Here is a 20,461-nt window from a genome sequence, read left to right on the forward strand (position 1 = left end):
ATACAAATGATACTTATGAGTTGAGCTCGACGAACTTCTTAAAGGTGCGAAGAGCGTTTCCGCTGTCAATGCTCTCGCGGGCAATGGCGATGCACTCTTCAATACTCTTCTCACCCTTCTCGAGAACCTGGATGCCGAAGGCGGCGTTGGCCAGTACGATGTTTTTCTGGGCGGGCAGGGCACGGTTTTCAAGTACGGAGTCGAAGATCTTGGCGGCTTCTTCCTCAGTGGCACCACCAACGAGCTCTTCAGGCTTTGCTATGTCGAAACCGAGATCCTGAGGACTGAAGATGCGTTCGTACTGTTTAGTGGTCACTTTGAAGTCTCCGGTGAGCGAAATCTCGTCGTAGCCGTCGATGGAGTTAACGATTCCGTAGTCGATGCCGATCTTTTGGTACACCTGATTGTAGAGGCGCATCTGGTCAAGGTTGGCCACACCGAGCAGTTGACATTTGGGTTGTGAAGGATTGACAATAGGACCAAGAAGATTAAAGATGGTTGGGAACTGCAATGCCTTGCGGATTGGACCGACAAACTTCATAGCCTTGGCGAAGAGCTGGGCGTGTAGATAGACGATGCCAGCCTCGTTGAGCGAGCGGTTCAGACGGTCGATGTCGTCGGTAAACTTGATACCGTGGTGCTGAATGACGTTGGAGGCGCCGCTGACAGAGGTGGCGGCATAGTTGCCGTGCTTGGCCACTTTGTATCCTGCGCCGGCAATGACGAAGCAGGATGTAGTAGAGATGTTAAAAGTATTTTTGCGGTCACCGCCAGTGCCTACCACATCGATGTAGCGGTCGGCATCAAGAATGGCGGGTACACCGGTCTCTAATATCCCGTCGCGGAAGCCTAACAGTTCGTCAACGGTCACGCCTCGCATTTGCAGACAGGTCAGCAGGGCTGTAATCTGCTCGTTGGGGTATTCGCTTTGAGTGATACCTATCAGGATGGTCTTCATCTCCTCACGGGAGAGCTCTTCGTGATTCAGCAGGCGGAAGAGATAGCCTTTCATTGTCTGTTCCATAGTTTTTATGTATTATTTTATTATTATTTATCTGTTTGGTGGGGTATAGCGATTTATAAATACATCCAGTTCTGTAGCATTTTCTTTCCGTCTGGAGTAAGTACACTCTCGGGATGGAACTGAATGCCGCGTACGTTTAGCTTGCGATGGCGCATGGCCATGATCTGTCCCTCGTCTGAGACCGCTGTTACCTCGAGACAGTCTGGCAAACCCTCTCGTGATACTACCCATGAGTGGTAACGGCCGATGGTGATGTCGCGCTCGATACCAAAAAACAACGGGTCGTCAGCTACGATATGACAGGGGGTGGCGACACCGTGGAATACCTCTGAGAGGTTTTCCAGCTTTCCGCCGAATGCCTCACCGATGGCTTGATGACCGAGACAGACACCTAAGATTGGCTTCCGGTCGGCATAGGTGCGGATAACGTCGAGCAAAAGACCTGCCTCGCTGGGAATGCCAGGTCCTGGTGAGAGAATGATTTTACTGAACTGCTCCAACTGCGGGAGTTCGAACTGGTCGTTGCGTAATACGGTAACTTCGGCGCCCAGCTCCTTCACTAAATGACTCAAATTGTAGGTGAACGAGTCATAGTTGTCGATAATGACTATTTTCATAATTCGTAAATCCGTTTGATCTTTGAAATCCGTTTTTCAAATCTTCTCTGCAGTTTCAATCGCCCTGCGCAGCGCGCCCAGTTTGTTGTTCACTTCTTGCAGTTCATATTCCTCATCGCTCTTGGCCACAATGCCGCCGCCAGCCTGGAACCATAACTCGCCGTTGCGACTCACGAAGGTGCGAATGGTGATGGCTTGATTCAGCGAACCGTCCAACCCGATAAGTCCGATGCATCCACCATAGGCACCACGGTTGTGTGGCTCGTACTCAGAGATGAGTTGCATGGCGCGAACCTTTGGCGCACCCGACAAGGTGCCGGCAGGAAAAGTGTCGATGAAAGCCTTGATAGGATCTGCACCCTCATCGAGCTCGCCACTGACACGGCTTACGAGATGAATTACGTGAGAATAGTATTGAACGTCTTTATAGTAATCAACTTTTACATTGTGGCAGTTACGGCTCAAATCATTGCGAGCCAAATCGACAAGCATTACGTGCTCGGCATTCTCTTTCGGATCGTTACGTAGAAATTCTGCTCCCTTTCGGTCGGCCTCGGCATTGCCCGTTCGCTTTGTTGTTCCGGCAATAGGATCGATATAGGCACGTATTTTTTTTGTAGATGAGACAGTATCATCCACTGCTTCTATCCGGCAATGTGTTTCAGGTGAAGAACCAAAAATGCGGAAACCTCCGAAATCGAAATAGAACAAATATGGAGAGGGGTTGATACTACGCAAGGCACGGTAGAGCTTGAAGTCATCACCCTCATATTTCTGAACGAATCGGCGTGACAGCACAATCTGGAATACATCGCCACGCAGACAGTGCTGAATACCTTTTCGGATATTGGCCTTGTGCTCTTCATCAGTAAGAGGAGAAGTGAACGGTCCCACGGGGTGGAAGTCGTATGCCTTAACGTTGGCTTTGTTCATCGCCTTGAGGATATTGTCAATGTCTGCCGCATCGCCCAGCGTGATTACTTTCAGCATGTTGTTGTGATGGTCGAATACGATTACCACCTTATATAGTATATACAATACGTCGGGAGCATCATTCTTTGCCTGTGTCTCGTCTTTTACGTCAATATTCTCAAAATATCTGACCGCATTGAACGATGTGTAACCAAACAGTCCGATATTTGAGGCCTCTTCACCCTCCACATGAATATGGTCTATGAGTGCATGAATAGCATCGGCGGTTCCGAAACTTTTGTTAATCTCATGTTTTTGTGTAGTCCCGTCAGGGAAGGTAATAGAGGCCATGCCGTGACTAACGGCTATACTGGCTATGGGATTGATACCAATAAACGAGCGTGAGTTGCTCTGGTCGTGGTAGTCGGAACTCTCCATCAGCGCACTCTGTGCATAGAGATCTCTTAGTCTCATATATACACCCACAGGGGTATAGAAGTCGGCCAGTATGTTTTTGCTTGTAGTATGATAATTGTATGTTGTCATTATTTATGATTCTTGATTAAAAATTACCGTATTCTCCTGCCATTTCCTTGTTCTTGAGGTAGGTCTCTACATCCTTGTCTCCACGTCCGGAAACAGTCAGAACCACCACGTCGTCCTTCTTGAACTTCATTTTTTCAAGAGCAGCAATGGCGTGCGCACTCTCAATGGCGGGAATGATACCTTCCATACGAGTCAGTTCGTAACCTCCACGTATGGCCTCGTCATCGTTGATGGCAAGTATCTGGGTACGACCTTGTTTAGCCATATTGCAATGCATAGGACCAACACCTGGATAGTCGAGACCCGCAGAAATGGTAAAGGCCTCCTCAATCTGCCCGTCCTCGTTCTGCATCACCAGCATCTTTGCACCATGCAGAATACCCGTTGTACCCTTGTGAATTGTAGCTGCCGTGTGGTCGGTTTGCCATCCGTGGCCACCTGCCTCGGCGAGTACTATCTTCACCCGTTCATCATCCATATAGTGATAGATGGTTCCGGCTGCGTTCGAACCGCCACCTATGCAAGCTATCAAGTAGTCAGGATAGTCACGGCCAATTTTTTCTTCCAATTGCCATTTTATTTCTTCCGAGATAACGCTCTGCATGCGAGCTACCAGGTCGGGATAGGGATGTGGCCCCATCGTAGAACCTACAATATAGAATGTGTCTGAAGGATGACAGCACCAGTCGCGTATAGCCTCCGAGCAGGCATCGCTCAGCGTCATATTGCCCGTACGAACAGGGTGTACCTCTGCGCCCAGCATCTTCATGCGCTCTACATTCGTGTGCTGACGCTCTACATCAGTGGCGCCCATAAACACTTCACACTTCATGCCCATCAACGCGCATACTGTTGCCGTAGCCACACCATGTTGCCCAGCGCCCGTCTCGGCAATGATGCGTGTCTTGCCCATCTTTTTAGCCAATAGGATCTGTCCGATGGTGTTGTTGATTTTGTGAGCTCCCGTGTGGTTAAGATCCTCGCGCTTCAGATACAGCTGGCAGCCGTACTTCTCACTCATGCGGCTAGCAAAGTAAAGAGGAGATGGACGACCTACGTAGTCCTTGAGCAATTGGTGGTATTCCTGCTTGAATTCTTCTGTTTCAATGATACCCAAATACTGCTCTTGCAGGTTCTTCACTGTTGCATAGAGAATCTCGGGTACGTATGCACCGCCGAACTCTCCGTAAAAGCCATTCTTGTCAACTTGGTACTTCATTTCTATATAATTGTTTTTATGTTGTTATTCGTTTTTTTCCCCATTTAAGGGAAAAGGCCTGTCGCAAGAACGACAGGCCTTTTTCTTTGTATCTTATGCTCCACCTTTATGGGCAAACGGCTTGCTTCTCACGACTGTTTCAATCTTGAGCTGCGCCACCACCATAAATTTGCATAAATATTCATATATTGGCTTTGTTTTTATGTTTCGGTTGCAAAGATATGCATATTTCTTCTTTTCTCCAAATATTTTTCCACTTTTTTTAGTGCTGTATGAGTTTTTTTTGTATATTTGCAAACTGAATATCAAGACTATAATTAAGAATATACTAACTATACAAAAAACATGAATAGATTTTTCTATAACTTGCGAAAAGTGATAACTGTTGTTGTGTTGCTATCACTTACAACAATTTCTGTATGGGCTGCAAATTCAAAAACCACAGTCGATCAGGTGTCTTCAACTGTAACCCTTGCTGATGATGTTGACTATATTGTAAGCAGTAGTACGCCTTTTACGGATGCTGGCGTCGTAAACTTTACCAATACTGAGCATGCCGTACTCATTCTTGAGGGGGTACGTCCTTCTGTCGTTATCTCCAAATGGTTAGGCCATATTCAGATAAATGGTGAGAAAGCTGTTGAAAACTCCAACTGTATGGTGAGAATGTACAATTTGGGTGCTATCGTCTTTCCTTATAAGGGCGGCGACAAATTTAAAGCGCTGACGGTTTATTCCGAACCTAATTTTGAAGGCTCTTCAAGCAATGACTTCGGTTTGGAGCATTCTGGCGGTTATATGAATACCCTTACCACAAAGCAGTTGAACAACAAGATTCGTTCTTTCAAACTGAAACGCGGTTATATGGTTACTTTCTCGCTTCGTGCCGGTGGTCGTGGCTATAGCCGTTGTTTTATTGCGGCTGACAAGGATATTGAAATGGCTTCACTCCCGGCGCTGATGGATAATTCTATCTCATCTTATCGCGTATTCAAATGGTACGATGCTGGCAAACGCCAATTAGGTAATCAGGTGGATGCGACGGCCATGAAAGCCCTGAATGTACAGAGTAGTTATGATTGGGGAACTGGTAATGCTACGATGCTCCCTGATTTTGAGTGGGTTCCCAATCATATTTATGAAGACTATCCGTCTTCATCTTCTATTGGAAAATGTACTTGGTCTCCTCACACCAAGAATAATAATGAGCCACGAAACAATTCTGATGATCATCCTCAGGATTTGACCACTATTCTTAATAACTGGGAAAACATGATGCGTACGGGCCTTCGTCTTTGTTCGCCGGCCTCATGGGATGGTAGTGACTATTGGAATGCTACTGGCTTCTTGGCTGATTTCCTCGATTCTATTGATGCTCGCGGATGGCGTTGCGATATAATCGATTTGCATTGCTATTGGGCTGAAGGCAGTTTCGGCAATATGCATTATTGGAGTGATAAGTATAAACGTCCTATTTGGATTTCGGAATGGTGCTGGGGCGCTTCTTGGAACAATAATGGCGCCTTTGCCGATGGCGTTACTGAAAATCAGGTGCGTGACGCTTTGCAGCGTATCTGTACTAATCTGAATAATTGGGACTATGTGGAGCGTTACTATTATTGGAATGGTGAGCGCGATCCATCCCGCCTTTATAAGAATGGTTCTCTAACTCCTGCTGGTCAGATGTATTCTAAACTGAATTCGGGATTGGGCTATAATGGCAAGTACGACTTCGTTCCTACTACTCCTCGCCAGTATGCACCCACAAATCTGGATGTTACTTACGATAAAGCCACAAATACAGCTACGTTGAAATTCCATGAGTATAATGGTGAGATGAATAAAGCCATCTATCTGGAGCGCTCAGTACAAAGTAGCGGAAATACCAACTTCGAAGTTATTGATACACTTGATATTCAGGAGAACGAGGCCGACTATACCTGTCAGGATCCTAATGCTGCCAGTGGTTATCGTTATCGTATCCAGATTGTTGACGGTAAGGAGAAAAAGCAATATTCAAACATTGTGATGGCTGTGAGCGACAATATGGAGGCCGGCGATCCCTATACCGTAGGCGACGAGGTAATGTTTATGGGTGGTAATGTCTTTGCCAATGGCGATTTCGCTCTTGGTACCTATGGATGGGTTAGCGGTACTGGCGACCCCATTGATGCACCTTATTTCCAGGCTGTTCCTGTAGGTGGAAAAGATAATGATGCCTATTTGCAATGCTATGGGCATGGTGATCAGAATTCTGCAGCCTCTCTCATTACTGCTTTCAACGCTACTCCCAGTGTCTATTATTATTTCTCAGGCTCTTCAGCCAATACCAACCTCTATACCCGATTGGAACAAACCAATCCAGGTAAGAGCGGCTCTTATATCGTAGCTAGTATGAGGAACGAAACTGCTGCATGGAAGACTATTTTGAAAGTGTTTAATACCGGTAATAAATATGAACAACTGACAATGGTAGTTCGTAGTGCACAAGCGAAGGCCCAAGTTGGTCAGCTGATGTTAGCACGTCTTTTTGCCACTCAGGACTCAGCCTTTGCAGACGGTTTGGAGAAAATTCGTCTGCGTGCCGAGGCTTTCAAGAGTTATAATACCCAGTATCCTTTCCTCAATGAAGACCTTAGCGCTCAGCTTGCCCTCATTACCGAGGCCAATCGTGAGTCGTTGGCAGAAGCAAAGATAATGGTTGATAATGCTATCAAGGCTTACGATGTAATGAAGACTTCTGCTCCGTATGTTGCTTACGTTGAAAAGCTTGTTGCCCTGAATCTTCATGGTAAGGAGAAACTTTCAAAGCTTCTGACTGATTTCCAGAATGTCAAGACTGTTGATGCTGTGTTTGCCGTAGGTGCCGAACTGACTGAAACCGTTGATGAATATCTTCCCCTTACTACTCTTACCGGCAAGATAAAACAGCCAAAGTTTGCAACTGCTTCTGGGTGGACAACAAAGTGCGGAACCTTTACCGATGGTGACCAGACTACCAAGAAAGTGGACAATGTATCCTTCTGGAATGCATGGTGGTCAGGTATTCCCGCTACCGACCTCACCAAAACGATGGCGGTAAAACAGGACATCAGTGGATTAGACCATGGTCTCTACTCATTGGAGTGCAAGGCTTCTACCGAGCATTTCTGCCTGAGCGACCAGCACGGATTCATTGCTGCTGATGGCAATCAAGAGAACAGTCCTGTGCTGACTGCCGATTATATGGACCTGCCCACTGTAGCAAAGGCTGATCGTTGGCAAGTGTTGCTCACGGCTCCTGTCTATGTAGGCGACAATGGTAGTCTGACTGTCGGCTTTGAAAGTTCTAAGCAAGGTGCTCAGGATAATATGTGGCATGAATTGGGCAATACCAGTAGCCAGGGAGATTTGCGTGAAGGCTGGTGGGGTGCTACCGATTTCTCATTGAAGTTTACTCCGCTCTATAAGGCAACCGTTGAACCCAATCAGTGGGGCACTATCTGTCTTCCTTATGCAGTTCGTCCTTGTGAGGGTATGGAATTCTATAAGATTGTTGCTATCAACGATACTTATACCCAGTTGTGCCTTGAGAAAATTGATGAATCACAGGCAGGTGTTCCTTGTCTTTATCGTTCTGAAAAGGCTGATGCCATCTTCCTTGAATATGGAAAGGCAATGAGCTATACTATTGATGGAATGTGCAACCTTCGCGGTTTCCTGAAGGTCTCTAATGCCAAGGCTCCTTTGAATCATTATGTTCTGGTGAACGGTGCATGGGAAAAAGTTACCGATAATGAAAACCGTCCAGTACTTCAGGACTATTCAGCAGTTATCCGTCCTCTGAACGATGCAGCAAGTGTGCCCCTCCATGTTACCGATCATTGGACTGGTGTTACCATGCCTATTCATGGTATTACTGAAGCCGAGATTCAACATAATACACTTGGCATCAGTAATCCTACAGTTGCAACCGTAGCTCTGCCCGATGGCTTCTATACACTCGATGGCCGCATGACTATCGGTATGGACCAGCAGAACCTTCGTCCCGGCTTATATATTAAAGTGGTGGACGGACGTGCATTTAAAACAGTAGTTAAATAGTAAAACTATTTTTAATCATCTATAAAAGAAAGTCAATAGACTTATGAAACCAACACTTCGTATGACTCTTCTCGCAGTGACCGCCTTTAGTGCGGCCACTGCGTTCTCACAAGACCAGCCACGCTCGTCGTCCAGTATGAATCTGCCTCTCAACAGCATCTCTGATGTAACCGTGTCCTATGGCATCTCCGCTGAAGGCAAACGCTATTCTCCTACATGGGGCGTGGATTTGGCATGGATCAATGAGCAGAATATCATGAAGGGCGTAAACCATATGGGCAGTCAGAACGTAGGTATTGGCCGCACATCATTCCGTGTGCTCAATCCGCTAGTTAATGATGTGTCGCTCACAACCGACCAGATTGAAGGTCTTCGCACCCGTTCAAATCTGTTCAATAAGATTCGCCGAGACCTCCCTCTCATCATGAACTGCGACAATGGTTATCGTCCAGATGGACATACCGGTCCGAATATCAATGCCTATTATACGACCAATCACAATGCCAATGTTGACCGTTGGGCTGCAATGATTGATGCTCATGTGAACTGGATGAAGGCCAATACTCAACATCCCATTGTCGGCGTCTCACCATTCAACGAGCCCGACTATGATGCCGATAAGAATCTGGTGCAGGGCTATCCTAATGATGAGGCTTCTATCGCACGTAAACTGCGCAAAGATTATGCTTCTGATATGGAAGGAATTGTGATGGCAGGCGGTAATACCCTAAACGATGACAAGGCACTGGAATGGTATAATCCAGGCAAAGATGTCTATGATTGGGGAAATACTCACCAGTTGGCCGGTTCTATGGACAACTATATTGCCTTCTACGACCGTTTGCAGAGTGATGGCAAGGTAGGCTATAACGACGAGATGCACAATGTGGTTGAGGCCATGACTGGTCTTGAACATGGAATGAGCGTGGGCATTTGGTGGGGATTTGATAGTCGTGTGCGTGGAGAGTTCTGCGATATCAGCCGTAATGGTGTTCGCCTGGCCTATGGCGAGCATCGCAACAACTGGACTGCTGCATCTGTCTATCGTCACGATGATGGTCGCGTGAAGGCTTTCATCGGTTCCAGTGAGCGTCAGGCTTATACTACCAACTATCAGTTGGTTTCTACCGAGCGTGAGGTTTATTACGATGGTCATGGCCCATCCTATGAGTTCTTTATGCAGATTCCTGGTGGAACGGGCTATCAGAAAGGTCAGACCAATGCCGAACGAGTTATTGACGTCACATGGGGACCTGATGTGGCACCTAGCATCATCAATGGCAAATACAAGATCTACAATGCCATGACGGGAGGTGTTATCACATGTCCAAGCAATGGAACTGCTATTGCACAGGCTAGGTTTACTGGTGCCAATAATCAGTATTGGAATGTTGCTCCTTGTAAGCCTACCACTGGTGGCGATTATAGTTTCCTTGATATAGAGTCGGCAAATGCTACTAACGTGCGTATGAACGTGCGTAATTTCTCATTGAGCGGAGGAGCCGAAATCATAGCATGGACACAGTCTGCTCCTTCAAGCAATGAGCAGTGGTATGCCGAATATGCAGGTAATGGCTATTATTTTCTACGCAATCGTGAGAGTGCTCTTTATCTGACCTCCAATGGTACGGCTCTTACGGCCAAAGTGGTTCAAGATAAACTCAAGACCGGTAATAGTTTGAAACGTCAGATGTGGCGCTTTGTTCCTGTTGATGTGGAATATGAAACCACTGCACCGGCCCAGCCTCAGGGACTCACTGCCAAGGAGAACTCAGCCAGTGTGCTACTGGAGTGGACGCTTGGTGAAGAGGAAGACCTTGATGGCTATATGATTCTGCGTGCCGAAAAGGACACCTACGCATGGAATACCATTGCCCGTAAGGTGAAAACTCCATACTATGTAGATAATACATGTCAGCGGGGTAAGACCTATTTTTATAGTGTGCGTGCCATCGACCGTGCAGAGAATCTGTCTGTACTCTCCGATTCTGTACTTATTGGCCCGTCAGGTCGTAATGGTCTGGTGGCTCAGTGGCTCATGAATGGCAATACGAATGATGAGACTGCCAATATGATGGATGCTGTAACTCAGTCAACCAATTTTGTTAGCGGACATACTGAAGGAACTCAAGCTTTGAGTATTGTTGGCAAGAACAACCAGTATGTGCAGTTGCCTTACGAGGTGGCTAACAGTGAAGAACTGACAATTGCCCTGTGGGTGAACTGGCGTGGTACAACCAACTGGCAGCGTATCTTCGATTTCGGCTATGATACCAACCACTATATGTTCCTTTCCCCTGGCAATGGTTCAAACAACAAGATGCGTTTCGCTATTAAGAATGGTGGCGATGAACAGTCAATTGATTGTCCTGCCAGACTCGATGTGTTGAAATGGAAACACGTTGCAGTGGTTATCGGACGTGAGAAAACTTCTATCTATGTGGATGGTAGTGAGGTGGCCAGCAGCACAGGCATTACTATTCGTCCAAATGAGTTGCATCCGATACTCAACTATTTAGGACGCAGTCAGTTTGCTTCCGATCCACTCTTTACAGGCTATCTTCAGGATGTTCGTATCTATAGTCATGCGCTAACGGCTGATGAAGTAACAACGGTGATGAATGGTGGTGAGGTGTCGTCTGTTGATATGCCTGCTGCCGAACCGCAGCCCACGGTGATTCATGGTCTCGATGGAATTCGTCGTTCCTCACTTCGTCCGGGCCTGAACATTGTCAATGGAAAGAAAGTTCTGAAGTAGTGAGCAACTTGTGTATATACATGCGCTCTTCGGATGCATATTTATACCGTTAAAACGCGTGAGAATCGCACGAAATTCACCAACTCCTACTTTGGACTTCTATACGCAAATTATGAGCATGTTGTGAATTATTTGCAACATGCTCATAATGAATACTTTACGATATTGGTCCTTAAAAAAGAGCCATTTCGTCGATAATACCCCTTTACTTTAGGCTGCAATAGAACGGTAGTTATACCTCAACTGAATAAAAACTGTACTGCAGCTGCCATTCAGTTGTACTGCGATTACCATTCAGTTGAGGTATAAGAGTTAAAGAATTGCGGTATAGGATTCTTTCAGTTGCGGTATAACGAGCGTTTAAATTACAATTTAGGCGAATTTTCTTAGCTTCTCCGTTCTAGTTTGCAATTTTTGTTTGTCTTGATTTTCGAAAAAAGAACGGTATGAATATGCAATTTTTCGATGTAATAAGCGGAAACGTATTAGCGCTCCACCTTAATTCTGAAATCAGAGGGAGAAAAGGAAATTCCTTGGCGGTTGATAAAACTTGATAGGATTCCTTCATTGGCAAGTTCACGAGGCGAACCCACTTTGAGTGAGCAGTCCTCAGTCATCGAGCCAGTGCTGTTATCTGTTGTTTGCATCAGCCATAGCGTGTCGGCCATTTGTAGAGCCAGTTCTAAATCGTGGGTTGACATGAAGATTGTTTTCCCCAGCGTAGCAGCCAGTCGGCGCAGTAGTTGCATTACTTCAACTTTTGACGGGAAGTCTAAAAATGCTGTGGGTTCGTCCAAGAAGATGATATCTGTCTGTTGGGCAAGGGCCTTGGCTATCATTGCCTTTTGCCGTTCACCATCGCTGAGGGTAGAGATGGTGCGCGAGCTGAGTGCTTCAATTCCCACCAGATGTATGCTTTCTTCCACAATCGAGTGGTCATCGGCATTCAGAGTACCCCAAAAACCTGTATATGGCGAACGGCCCAGGCTTACGAGTTCGCGAACGGTCATGTGGCGCGCATCTGGTTTCTCGGTAAGCACTACACCAATAAGCTGACTGAGTTGGCGTGGAGAATAATCGTTGATAGACTTTCCAAGTAGTAACACTTCGCCAGAAAGTGCCGGTTGAAAAGCCGAGAGCGTACGCAGCAGGGTTGACTTACCCACGCCATTGGAACCTAACAGACACGTGAGCTGACCGCTCTGTAAGGTGGCGTTAATACCACTGGCTACCACCTTAGAGCCATGTTTTAGCGGATAACCTATCTGTAGGTTCCGAAGAATGATTGTTTCGTCTTTCTCCATCGTGGTTCTTTACTCACCCTCTTCCATCGGGAACAGACCAAACAGTTTGGCGTCAATCATATCGGTAACTTGCTTGAAGTCTTCAGGACGATCGCCAAACTTGCAGTGGTCACCATCGATAATAATGAGCTGTCCTTTATAAGAGCCAATCCACTCTTCGTAACGTTGTTCAAGACCTTTCAGATAGTCGAGTCGCATGGTTTGCTCATACTCACGACCTCGTTTCTGAATCTGGGCTACAAGGGTAGGGATGCTGCTTCGGATATAAATCATGAGGTCGGGCAATTTCACAAGCGACATCATCAGGTCGAACAGGTCACAATAGTTCTGGAAATCGCGATCGCTCATCAGTCCCTGACTGTGCAGGTTGGGCGCAAAGATGCGGGCATCCTCAAAGATGGTTCGGTCCTGAATGATGGTTTCTTTGGAACGCGAAATCTCTACCACCTCCTTGAATCGTTTGTTAAGAAAATATATCTGTAGGTTGAACGACCATCGTTTCATGTCGGCATAGAAGTCGCTCAAATAGGGATTGTTGTCAACGGGTTCGAAACGTGGCGTCCATTCATATCGATGGGCCAGCATCTTGGTGAGGGTGGTCTTGCCACTTCCAATGTTTCCAGCTACTGCGATGTGCATATTATTATGGTTTTAGGGGGCTAAATAATCCGAAGAGAGTCTGGTCGATACGGTCAATGATCTGGGCGAAATCCTTTGGTTCGTGCTCAAAGTCAAGTTCGTCTTTGTCAATGATCATAACTGGTCCTTTATATTTATTGGTAATGAAGTCATCATACCTGCGGTTCAGATTTTCAATGTATTCCAACTGCATTTGCTGTTCATAGTCACGTCCACGCTTCTGGATATTGCCCACCAAATGGGGTACCGAACAGCGCAGGTAGATCATTAGGTCGGGAAATTTCACTACGTCCATTATCTGTTCGAACAGTTCCATGTAGGTCTCATAGTCGCGGTCGCTGAGATTGCCCATCGCCTTATTGTTCTCCATAAACACATAAACGCCCTCGTAAATAGAGCGATCCTGGATAATAGTGTTGGAGGATTGCTGTATTTCGATGACGTCGCGGAAGCGTTCTTTCAAGAAATAAACTTCCATGTTGAACGACCAGCGGTGAATATCTTTATAGTAGTCTTCCAGGTAGGGGTTATGTTCTACCGCCTCGAATCGTGGCTCCCATCCGTAATGGCGAGCCAGCATGCGGGTGAGGGTTGACTTTCCACTGCCTATATTACCAGCTATGGCTATATGCATCTTGTATGAATTGCGTTTTTTTGTTTTTGCAAAAGTACAGAATTAAGATGAATTTATGCATAAATTAGTCTGTTTTTTGCATAAATTTGTTCAAATTGCATATAAATTGTTCGAAGTATTACTAAGAATTGCCTACTGTCAATATTTTTCTTTATCTTTGCATGCGCTAAACTGTAAATAGAAATGGGAATGATTATTGGAATAGACGTGGGCATCTCGACCACAAAGATTGTCGGACTGCGTGAAGGCAAGCCCACAGCTCCTATACGCATTACTGCTGCCGATCCTATCACTTCGCTTTATGGAGCCTTCGGAAAGTACTTGCATGATAATAATATAGGACTTGAAGAGGTTGATCATGTGATGCTCACCGGTGTAGGTGCCGGTTATGTGAAGAGTGATGTATATGGCGTGAAGACCAGCCGTTGTGACGAGTTCATAGCCGATGCCTTGGGTGCTCGCTATGAGTCGAAGCTTGATCATGCCATCGTTGTGTCTATGGGCACGGGAACTTCATTCGTAATGTGTCGTGGCGAAGAGATGAGTCACATAGGCGGTATTGGTATTGGTGGAGGCACCTTGATGGGACTGTCACGCATTTGTCTGGGTACCAGCGATATCAAACAGGTTTCGGCTTTGGCCATGCAGGGCACACTCAGAAATGTAAACTTGCTCATAGGCGATATCTCTACCAATCCGTTGCCAGGACTTCCTATGGATGCTACGGCCAGTATTTTTGCTAAAGCCAAGAGCGATGCTCCGAAAGAAGATATCGCAGCCGGCATTATCGGAATGGTGTTGCAGACCATCGGCTCGGCATCGGTACTGGCAGCGCAAGGTACGGGATGCCGTGATATGGTGCTCATAGGCAATCTGACCTTGTTGCCCCAGTGTAAGGAGATATTCCCCTCACTGGAGAAACTCTACAAGGTACGCTTCCATATTCCAAAATATTCTGAGTTCTGTACGGCTATTGGTGCTGCTTTGGCTTTTGGAAAGAAAATAGATAAATAATCAGTAATATCAACCACTAACAAAAATCTTAAACAATGATGAAATCTAAACTGCTTCTTTTGTTGGCCTGCATGACAATGAGTCTTGGCGTACAGGCCGGGCGTCTGCATCTTGTACTTGCCGCCGATACCTTGAAAACGGATTCTGTGAAAACAGATACTTTGGCTGCCGATACAGTAAAAACTGAAAAAGAAAAAAAGAAAAAAGAAGAGTCAGAATACGAGAAACTGCTGAAAAAAGGCGGTTCAACCCGTACGGGCATGTTTACCGTAAGGAAGATTGAGGGCAAGCACTATTTTGAGGTCCCCGATTCAATGCTGGGGCGCCTGTTCCTCTGCGTCACCCGTTTCAATGCTGTGCCACAAGGTTTCGGACAGTTTGCCGGTGAAGAAATCAATCATTGCACGGTGTACATGGAGAAACGCGACAGTGCCACCATGCTGATGCGTCAATATGTGCTGAGTTATCTGGCCGACGAGAAAGATAATATAGCCCGCACACTGGAAAAATCGACGGTTGACCCTATTGTGATGGCCTTTAAGATTATTGGTCAGAACAAGGAAAAGGATGCAAGTCTTGTGGAAGTCACAAATCTGTTCAAGACCGATAATAACTTGTTCAGCTTCTCATCAAATGCAAAGACAAACCTGAAAGTAGGTGGTTTGCAGGCTGACCGTACTTTTATTGACACCATGAAGGTGTTCCCGACAAATATAGAAATTCTCTCTACCCGTACCTATGGCAGTCAGCCAGCTGCTTCGGCTGCCTCACATACAGGCAGTGTGACGATGGGCTTCAACACCTCAATGGTGCTGCTTCCCAAGACACCGATGCGTAAACGTATCTGGGATAGTCGTGTGGGATATTTCGTAAACACTTTCCGTCAGTTCAGTGACAATCAGACAAAGGCACAGCATGAGGCTTTCATCTCACGCTATCGTCTGGTGCCTAAGAATAAGCAGGCCTATCTGGCCGGAAAACTCTCTGAACCTGAAAAACAGATTGTTTACTATATTGATCCCGCTACACCAAAGAAGTGGATACCATACCTGATGAAGGGTATCAACGACTGGAACGTGGCTTTCGAGGCTGCCGGCTTCAAGAATGCAATCGTGGCTAAGGAATGGCCCGAGAATGATTCAACCATGAGTCTTGACGATGCACGTTTCTCGGTGTTGCGCTATCTGCCTTCTGAAACTGAGAACGCCTATGGCCCTCGCATCGTTGACCCTCGCTCGGGCGAAATTATCGAAGCCCATATCTGCTGGTTTCATAATGTAATGAACCTGCTCACAAAATGGTATATGGTTCAGTGTGGACCGTTGGATAAGCGCGCACAGAAGATGAAGTTTGATGATAAACTGATGGGCGAACTGATTCGTTTTGTTTCTTCTCATGAAGTGGGCCATACCCTTGGCCTGCGCCATAATATGTGTGCTTCGAATGCTACGCCTGTAGAGCTTTTGCGTGACAAGGCTTGGGTGGAGAAACATGGTCATACCGCCAGTATTATGGACTATGCCCGCTTTAATTATGTGGCACAGCCAGAGGATGGCATTTCGGAAAAAGGTCTCTTCCCTCGTGTCAACGACTATGATAAATGGGCCATTAAGTGGGGCTATCAGTGGCGTCCAGAGTTCAAAGATGAGTTCGTTGAAAAAGAGAAGCTGATGAAAGAAACCAGTAAGGTGCTGAATGGCAACCGCCGACTGTGGTGGTTGGGCGGAGAAGGTGGCGGTGACGATCCGCGCTCACAGACCGAGGACCTTGGCGATAACAGCATGAAGGCATCAGAATATGGCATAAAGAACCTGAAGCGTATCATGGAGAATCTGGAGAAGTGGACCCAGCAGGACAATGATCAATATGATGACTTGAGTGAAATGTGGAATGAAGTGAGAGGGCAGTTCTGGCGCTATACTAACCATGTGTTGCGTAACATCGGCGGCGCCTATCTCAATACTCCTGGTAAAGAACCACGTTCTTTTGTGCCTAAAGAAATACAGAGGGAGGCTGTTCAATATCTGGGACGTAATATCTTTGATGCACCCGAGTGGTTGGTTTCAAAGAATATCAGCAACAAGGTAAGATTCAATCCTACCTATGCACAGGATAACATGCAGGAAAGGGTGATTGGTAGAATGCTGGACGGATACACGCTCATTACGCTCAACACCAATGCTGTTGCTTGTGAAGATGGCTATACAGTGCCGGAGTATCTTGACGACCTGTTCGTTGAAGTATGGAAACCGCTCAACAATAGTAACGAATGGAAAAATGAGATGCGTCGAAACTTGGAACGTATATATATCAGCCAGATTAATGCACTCATTAATCCTGACGACAAGGTTAAAAGTTCCTCGCGCATCAGCAACTACGATGTGACACTTTATGTGATGCAACATTTGGACAAAATAGAGCAGTATCTGAAACAACAGCAGGCCGAAGGCATTAATGCACTGCACTATCAGGACTTGCTGGAACGTATTACTCAAATTAGAGAGCGCAGGAATTCACCCCTGCGCTAATTCTCTTTTCCGTTCAACTGAATAAAACTATTACTACTACATTATGAAATTAAGACATTCAATGATTGGCCTGCTGACGATAATGGTGGCTACTACTGCGCAGGCACAGAGCGAACTTTACCCGAAACATTTTGACCTGGAGCAGGTGACACTGACCGATGGACCAATGAAAACGGCAATGGAGTTGAACTTCAAGGTGCTGTTGGCTTATGATGTGGACAGGTTGTTGACACCCTATGTCCGACAGGCCGGTCTTGCCTCTACTACCGATAGCAGTAGCAAATACTATCAGTGGCTGACCAAACATCCGAATTTTAAAAACTGGGGCGACTCTTCTTTCGACCTCAGCGGACATGTCGGGGGACACTATCTTACGGCTCTTGCCCTGGCTTATGCTGCTTGTCATGATGAGGCTGTGAAGGCGCAGTTGAAAGAACGCATGGACTATATGCTCAGCGTGATGAAAGACTGTCAGGACAAGTTCGATAATAATACACAGGGGCTCTACGGTTTTATTGGAGGTCAGCCTATCAATAGCGATTGGACTTCCCTCTATCAGGGAAATATACAGCCCTATAAGAGTCATGGCGGATGGGTACCATTCTACTGTCAGCATAAGATACTTGCCGGTTTGCGCGATGCTTATCTTTATGGAAACAGTGAAGTTGCCAAAGAACTGTTTCGAAAACTGGCAGACTGGAGTGTGAATGTTGTTGCAAAAGTTTCCGATAGTGATATGGAAAATCTTCTCAATACCGAACATGGAGGTATGAACGAATCGATGCTCGATGCCTATCAGTTGTTTGGTGATGAGAAATACTTGACTGCTGCTAAGAAGTACACGCATAAAACGATGCTCAACGGCATGCAGACAATGAATAAGACGTTCCTTGATGGAAAGCACGCCAATACACAGGTGCCAAAGTACATCGGTATGGAACGAATCGGAGAGACAGAGCTGGAAAAATCTTCTGCTTCTCAGTATATTAAAGCGGCTGAAAACTTCTGGACCGATGTGGCAGAAAACCGAACCGTATGTATTGGCGGTAATTCGGTGAACGAGCATTTCCTGGCAGCAGGCAATTCTAATCGCTATATCGACCAGTTAGACGGACCCGAGTCGTGCAATACAAACAACATGCTGAAAATGTCGGAAATGATGGCCGACCGTACCAATGATGCGAAATATGCCGACTTCTATGAGTATGCCATGTGGAACCATATTCTCTCTACTCAAGACCCGACAACAGGTGGATACGTCTATTTCACCACCTTGCGTCCACAGGGCTATCGTATCTATTCACAAGTGAACCAAGGCATGTGGTGTTGTGTGGGAACAGGTATGGAGAACCATTCAAAATATGGTCATTTTATCTATACCCACGATGGGACGAATACGCTGTACGTAAACCTTTTTACTGCTTCCAGTCTTGTGAGCGATGATTTCTCAGTTACTCAAGAAACAGCATTCCCCTTTGAACCAAAGACTAAGATTACTGTAGGTAAAGCCGGCAGTTATACGATTGCTGTTCGTCATCCAGCATGGGTAGGCAAGGATTTCGAAGTGTCTGTCAATGCAGAGAAGATACAAGCTGTGACAACGGTAGGTGTAGCCAGCTATGTTGAACTGAACCGCAACTGGCAGGCAGGTGATGTGATTACTGTAGAACTGCCTATGTTGCTCAGTTATGTGGAATGTCCTAACTATACTGACTATGTGGCTTTCAGATATGGACCGATTCTCTTAGGTGCTAATACTACCAATGGTAGCGAACAACTGCAGAATGAATATGGTGGCGAAGGTAGAATGGACCATGCGCCCGGTTCGATGGCTGCGTCGAAAAACTTACTTTCTGCTCCGTTGTTGATAGGTGAACGCGCAGAGGTGTTGAAACGTATTGAAGCACAAGACTTGTCGAAACTCACTTTCACTATTGATGCCAGCAGACCGGAAGTGCAGTCATATACTTGGCAGAAGTTGAACCTTCAGCCTTTCTACCAGATTCATCACGACCGTTATATGTGCTACTGGTATCAGCAAACTGCAGAGAACTTTGCTAACAGTTCGATGGCTCAGACAGAAGCAGCCAACGAAGCATTACTGGCACGTACGCTCGACTTTGTGGCTCCTGGTGAGCAGCAGAGTGAAGCAGGACATGAGTATAACTATTCATCAGACTCAAATATCGGCAGTTACAATGGTGAAAGCTATCGTGATGCTAAGAGTGGCGGATATGTGCAGTACACCTTATTTAATAATGAAGGAGTAGGCGAGCGTCTTTCCATTATGTGCAGATTCACTACGGCTGATAACGGACGTAAGGCTGAACTGCTGGTGGATGGCGTGAAGATTGCTGATGTGTCAGTAACCTCAACAGCTAAATGGGTTGAGGCGAATGGATTCTATAATATCGAATATCCTATTCCTGACGAATTGATAAAAGATGCTGAAGGAAAAGTGAAGACAAAGTTCGTGGTGAGACTTGCTGCAACAAAGGGAACGCTCAATCCTGGATTGTACTATCTTCGACTAATGAAAGATTTCAGTGTTGAGGCACATGCCTACCAGTTTCGTGCTGCTGACTGGACAACGGGTGATCCGGGACGTATTCCTGCTGGCAATATCACCTATGATACCGAACATAATGTTCTGAAGGCAAAGGCCACTGGCAATAACAACATAGCATTGTTGCTGAAGTATCAAGATTGTGACTATGATATTGATGCAGCTCAGAAATATCTTGTGGTTCGCGGGAAAGGTCTGAAAACGACGAGCACCGCTTCCTATCTGTGGTGGCTCAATGGCGCTAACAAGGGGAGTCAGGTGGTTCCAGTAACTAAGAAAAATATTACCGTAGGCAATGAAGAGCAGCAGCTGATTGCTTGGAATATGTCAACAAGTGGTCTTTATGAGAACTTCTATGGGGAGCGTCCATGTGTCACATTGGGACAGACAATTTTCGGACTAACCTCGTCAAATGACGATGGTACTTGTGAAATATACGATATCAACTTTGCTAAAAGTGTTGATGACTATTTGGTGACTACTCAGGTGGAACCTCTGCGCCTCTCGTCAATAAAGGAAATGGAAAAAGCCTATACCTTAAAGGGAATGGAACCTTCCGCTAATACAGCCAAGCATGAAGTGGTAGTTAGGAACGGAAAGAAATTTATTAAATAGTT

General features: G+C 46.0%; 11 protein-coding genes and 1 pseudogene. 5 read left to right on the top strand and 7 right to left on the bottom strand.

Annotated features, from left to right (window positions below):
• Positions 1–13: 13 nt before the first annotated feature.
• The 4 genes from trpD to trpB form a co-directional block, all read right to left on the bottom strand.
• On the bottom strand, positions 14–1,012 hold the full coding sequence (gene trpD / locus L6475_RS04080; RefSeq protein ID WP_237824003.1) for an anthranilate phosphoribosyltransferase: 999 nt from the start codon (positions 1,010–1,012) through the stop codon (positions 14–16).
• Between the two features lie 65 nt (positions 1,013–1,077).
• Positions 1,078–1,641: an aminodeoxychorismate/anthranilate synthase component II gene (locus tag L6475_RS04085; protein ID WP_237822754.1), complete on the bottom strand. Its 564-nt coding sequence runs from the start codon at positions 1,639–1,641 to the stop codon at positions 1,078–1,080.
• Between the two features lie 36 nt (positions 1,642–1,677).
• Complete coding sequence (locus L6475_RS04090) at positions 1,678–3,099, bottom strand: anthranilate synthase component I family protein (RefSeq protein ID WP_237822756.1); 1,422 nt, start codon at positions 3,097–3,099, stop codon at positions 1,678–1,680.
• A 16-nt stretch (positions 3,100–3,115) separates the two neighbouring features.
• Positions 3,116–4,318, bottom strand: a complete 1,203-nt coding sequence (gene trpB / locus L6475_RS04095; protein ID WP_237822758.1) for a tryptophan synthase subunit beta — start codon at positions 4,316–4,318, stop codon at positions 3,116–3,118.
• 345 nt (positions 4,319–4,663) lie between these two features.
• Here trpB and L6475_RS04100 point away from each other — a divergent pair, with 345 nt between their 5' ends.
• Together L6475_RS04100 and L6475_RS04105 are read left to right on the top strand one after the other, a co-directional pair.
• Positions 4,664–8,401, top strand: coding sequence for a glycosyl hydrolase (locus L6475_RS04100; protein ID WP_237822760.1), 3,738 nt, complete (start codon positions 4,664–4,666; stop codon positions 8,399–8,401).
• 43 nt (positions 8,402–8,444) lie between these two features.
• Positions 8,445–11,159 carry a LamG-like jellyroll fold domain-containing protein gene (locus L6475_RS04105; RefSeq protein ID WP_237822763.1) on the top strand — a complete coding sequence of 905 codons (2,715 nt, stop codon included), beginning with the start codon at positions 8,445–8,447 and terminating at the stop codon, positions 11,157–11,159.
• Positions 11,160–11,680: 521 nt separating this feature from the next.
• Here L6475_RS04105 and L6475_RS04110 read toward each other — a convergent pair.
• From L6475_RS04110 to L6475_RS04120, 3 genes and pseudogenes are all read right to left on the bottom strand, one after another.
• Positions 11,681–12,463: pseudogene (locus L6475_RS04110) on the bottom strand (ABC transporter ATP-binding protein); the annotation flags it as partial.
• Between the two features lie 9 nt (positions 12,464–12,472).
• A complete protein-coding gene (locus L6475_RS04115; RefSeq protein WP_237822767.1) occupies positions 12,473–13,102 on the bottom strand; it encodes a deoxynucleoside kinase in 630 nt (209 codons plus the stop codon).
• 4 nt (positions 13,103–13,106) lie between these two features.
• Positions 13,107–13,736, bottom strand: a complete 630-nt coding sequence (locus L6475_RS04120) for a deoxynucleoside kinase (protein ID WP_237822769.1) — start codon at positions 13,734–13,736, stop codon at positions 13,107–13,109.
• A 183-nt stretch (positions 13,737–13,919) separates the two neighbouring features.
• Between L6475_RS04120 and coaW the strand changes: the two genes are divergently transcribed.
• Genes coaW through L6475_RS04135 form a run of 3 tightly spaced genes read left to right on the top strand, consistent with a single transcriptional unit; the run spans position 13,920 to position 20,459 of the window.
• On the top strand, positions 13,920–14,750 hold the full coding sequence (gene coaW, locus L6475_RS04125; RefSeq protein WP_237822771.1) for a type II pantothenate kinase: 831 nt from the start codon (positions 13,920–13,922) through the stop codon (positions 14,748–14,750).
• 35 nt (positions 14,751–14,785) lie between these two features.
• A complete protein-coding gene (locus L6475_RS04130) occupies positions 14,786–17,278 on the top strand; it encodes a zinc-dependent metalloprotease (RefSeq protein ID WP_237822773.1) in 2,493 nt (830 codons plus the stop codon).
• Positions 17,279–17,321: 43 nt separating this feature from the next.
• Positions 17,322–20,459: a beta-L-arabinofuranosidase domain-containing protein gene (locus L6475_RS04135; RefSeq protein WP_237822775.1), complete on the top strand. Its 3,138-nt coding sequence runs from the start codon at positions 17,322–17,324 to the stop codon at positions 20,457–20,459.
• Positions 20,460–20,461: the final 2 nt, after the last annotated feature.

The organism is Prevotella sp. E9-3 (assembly GCF_022024015.1).
Lineage (GTDB): Bacteria > Bacteroidota > Bacteroidia > Bacteroidales > Bacteroidaceae > Prevotella.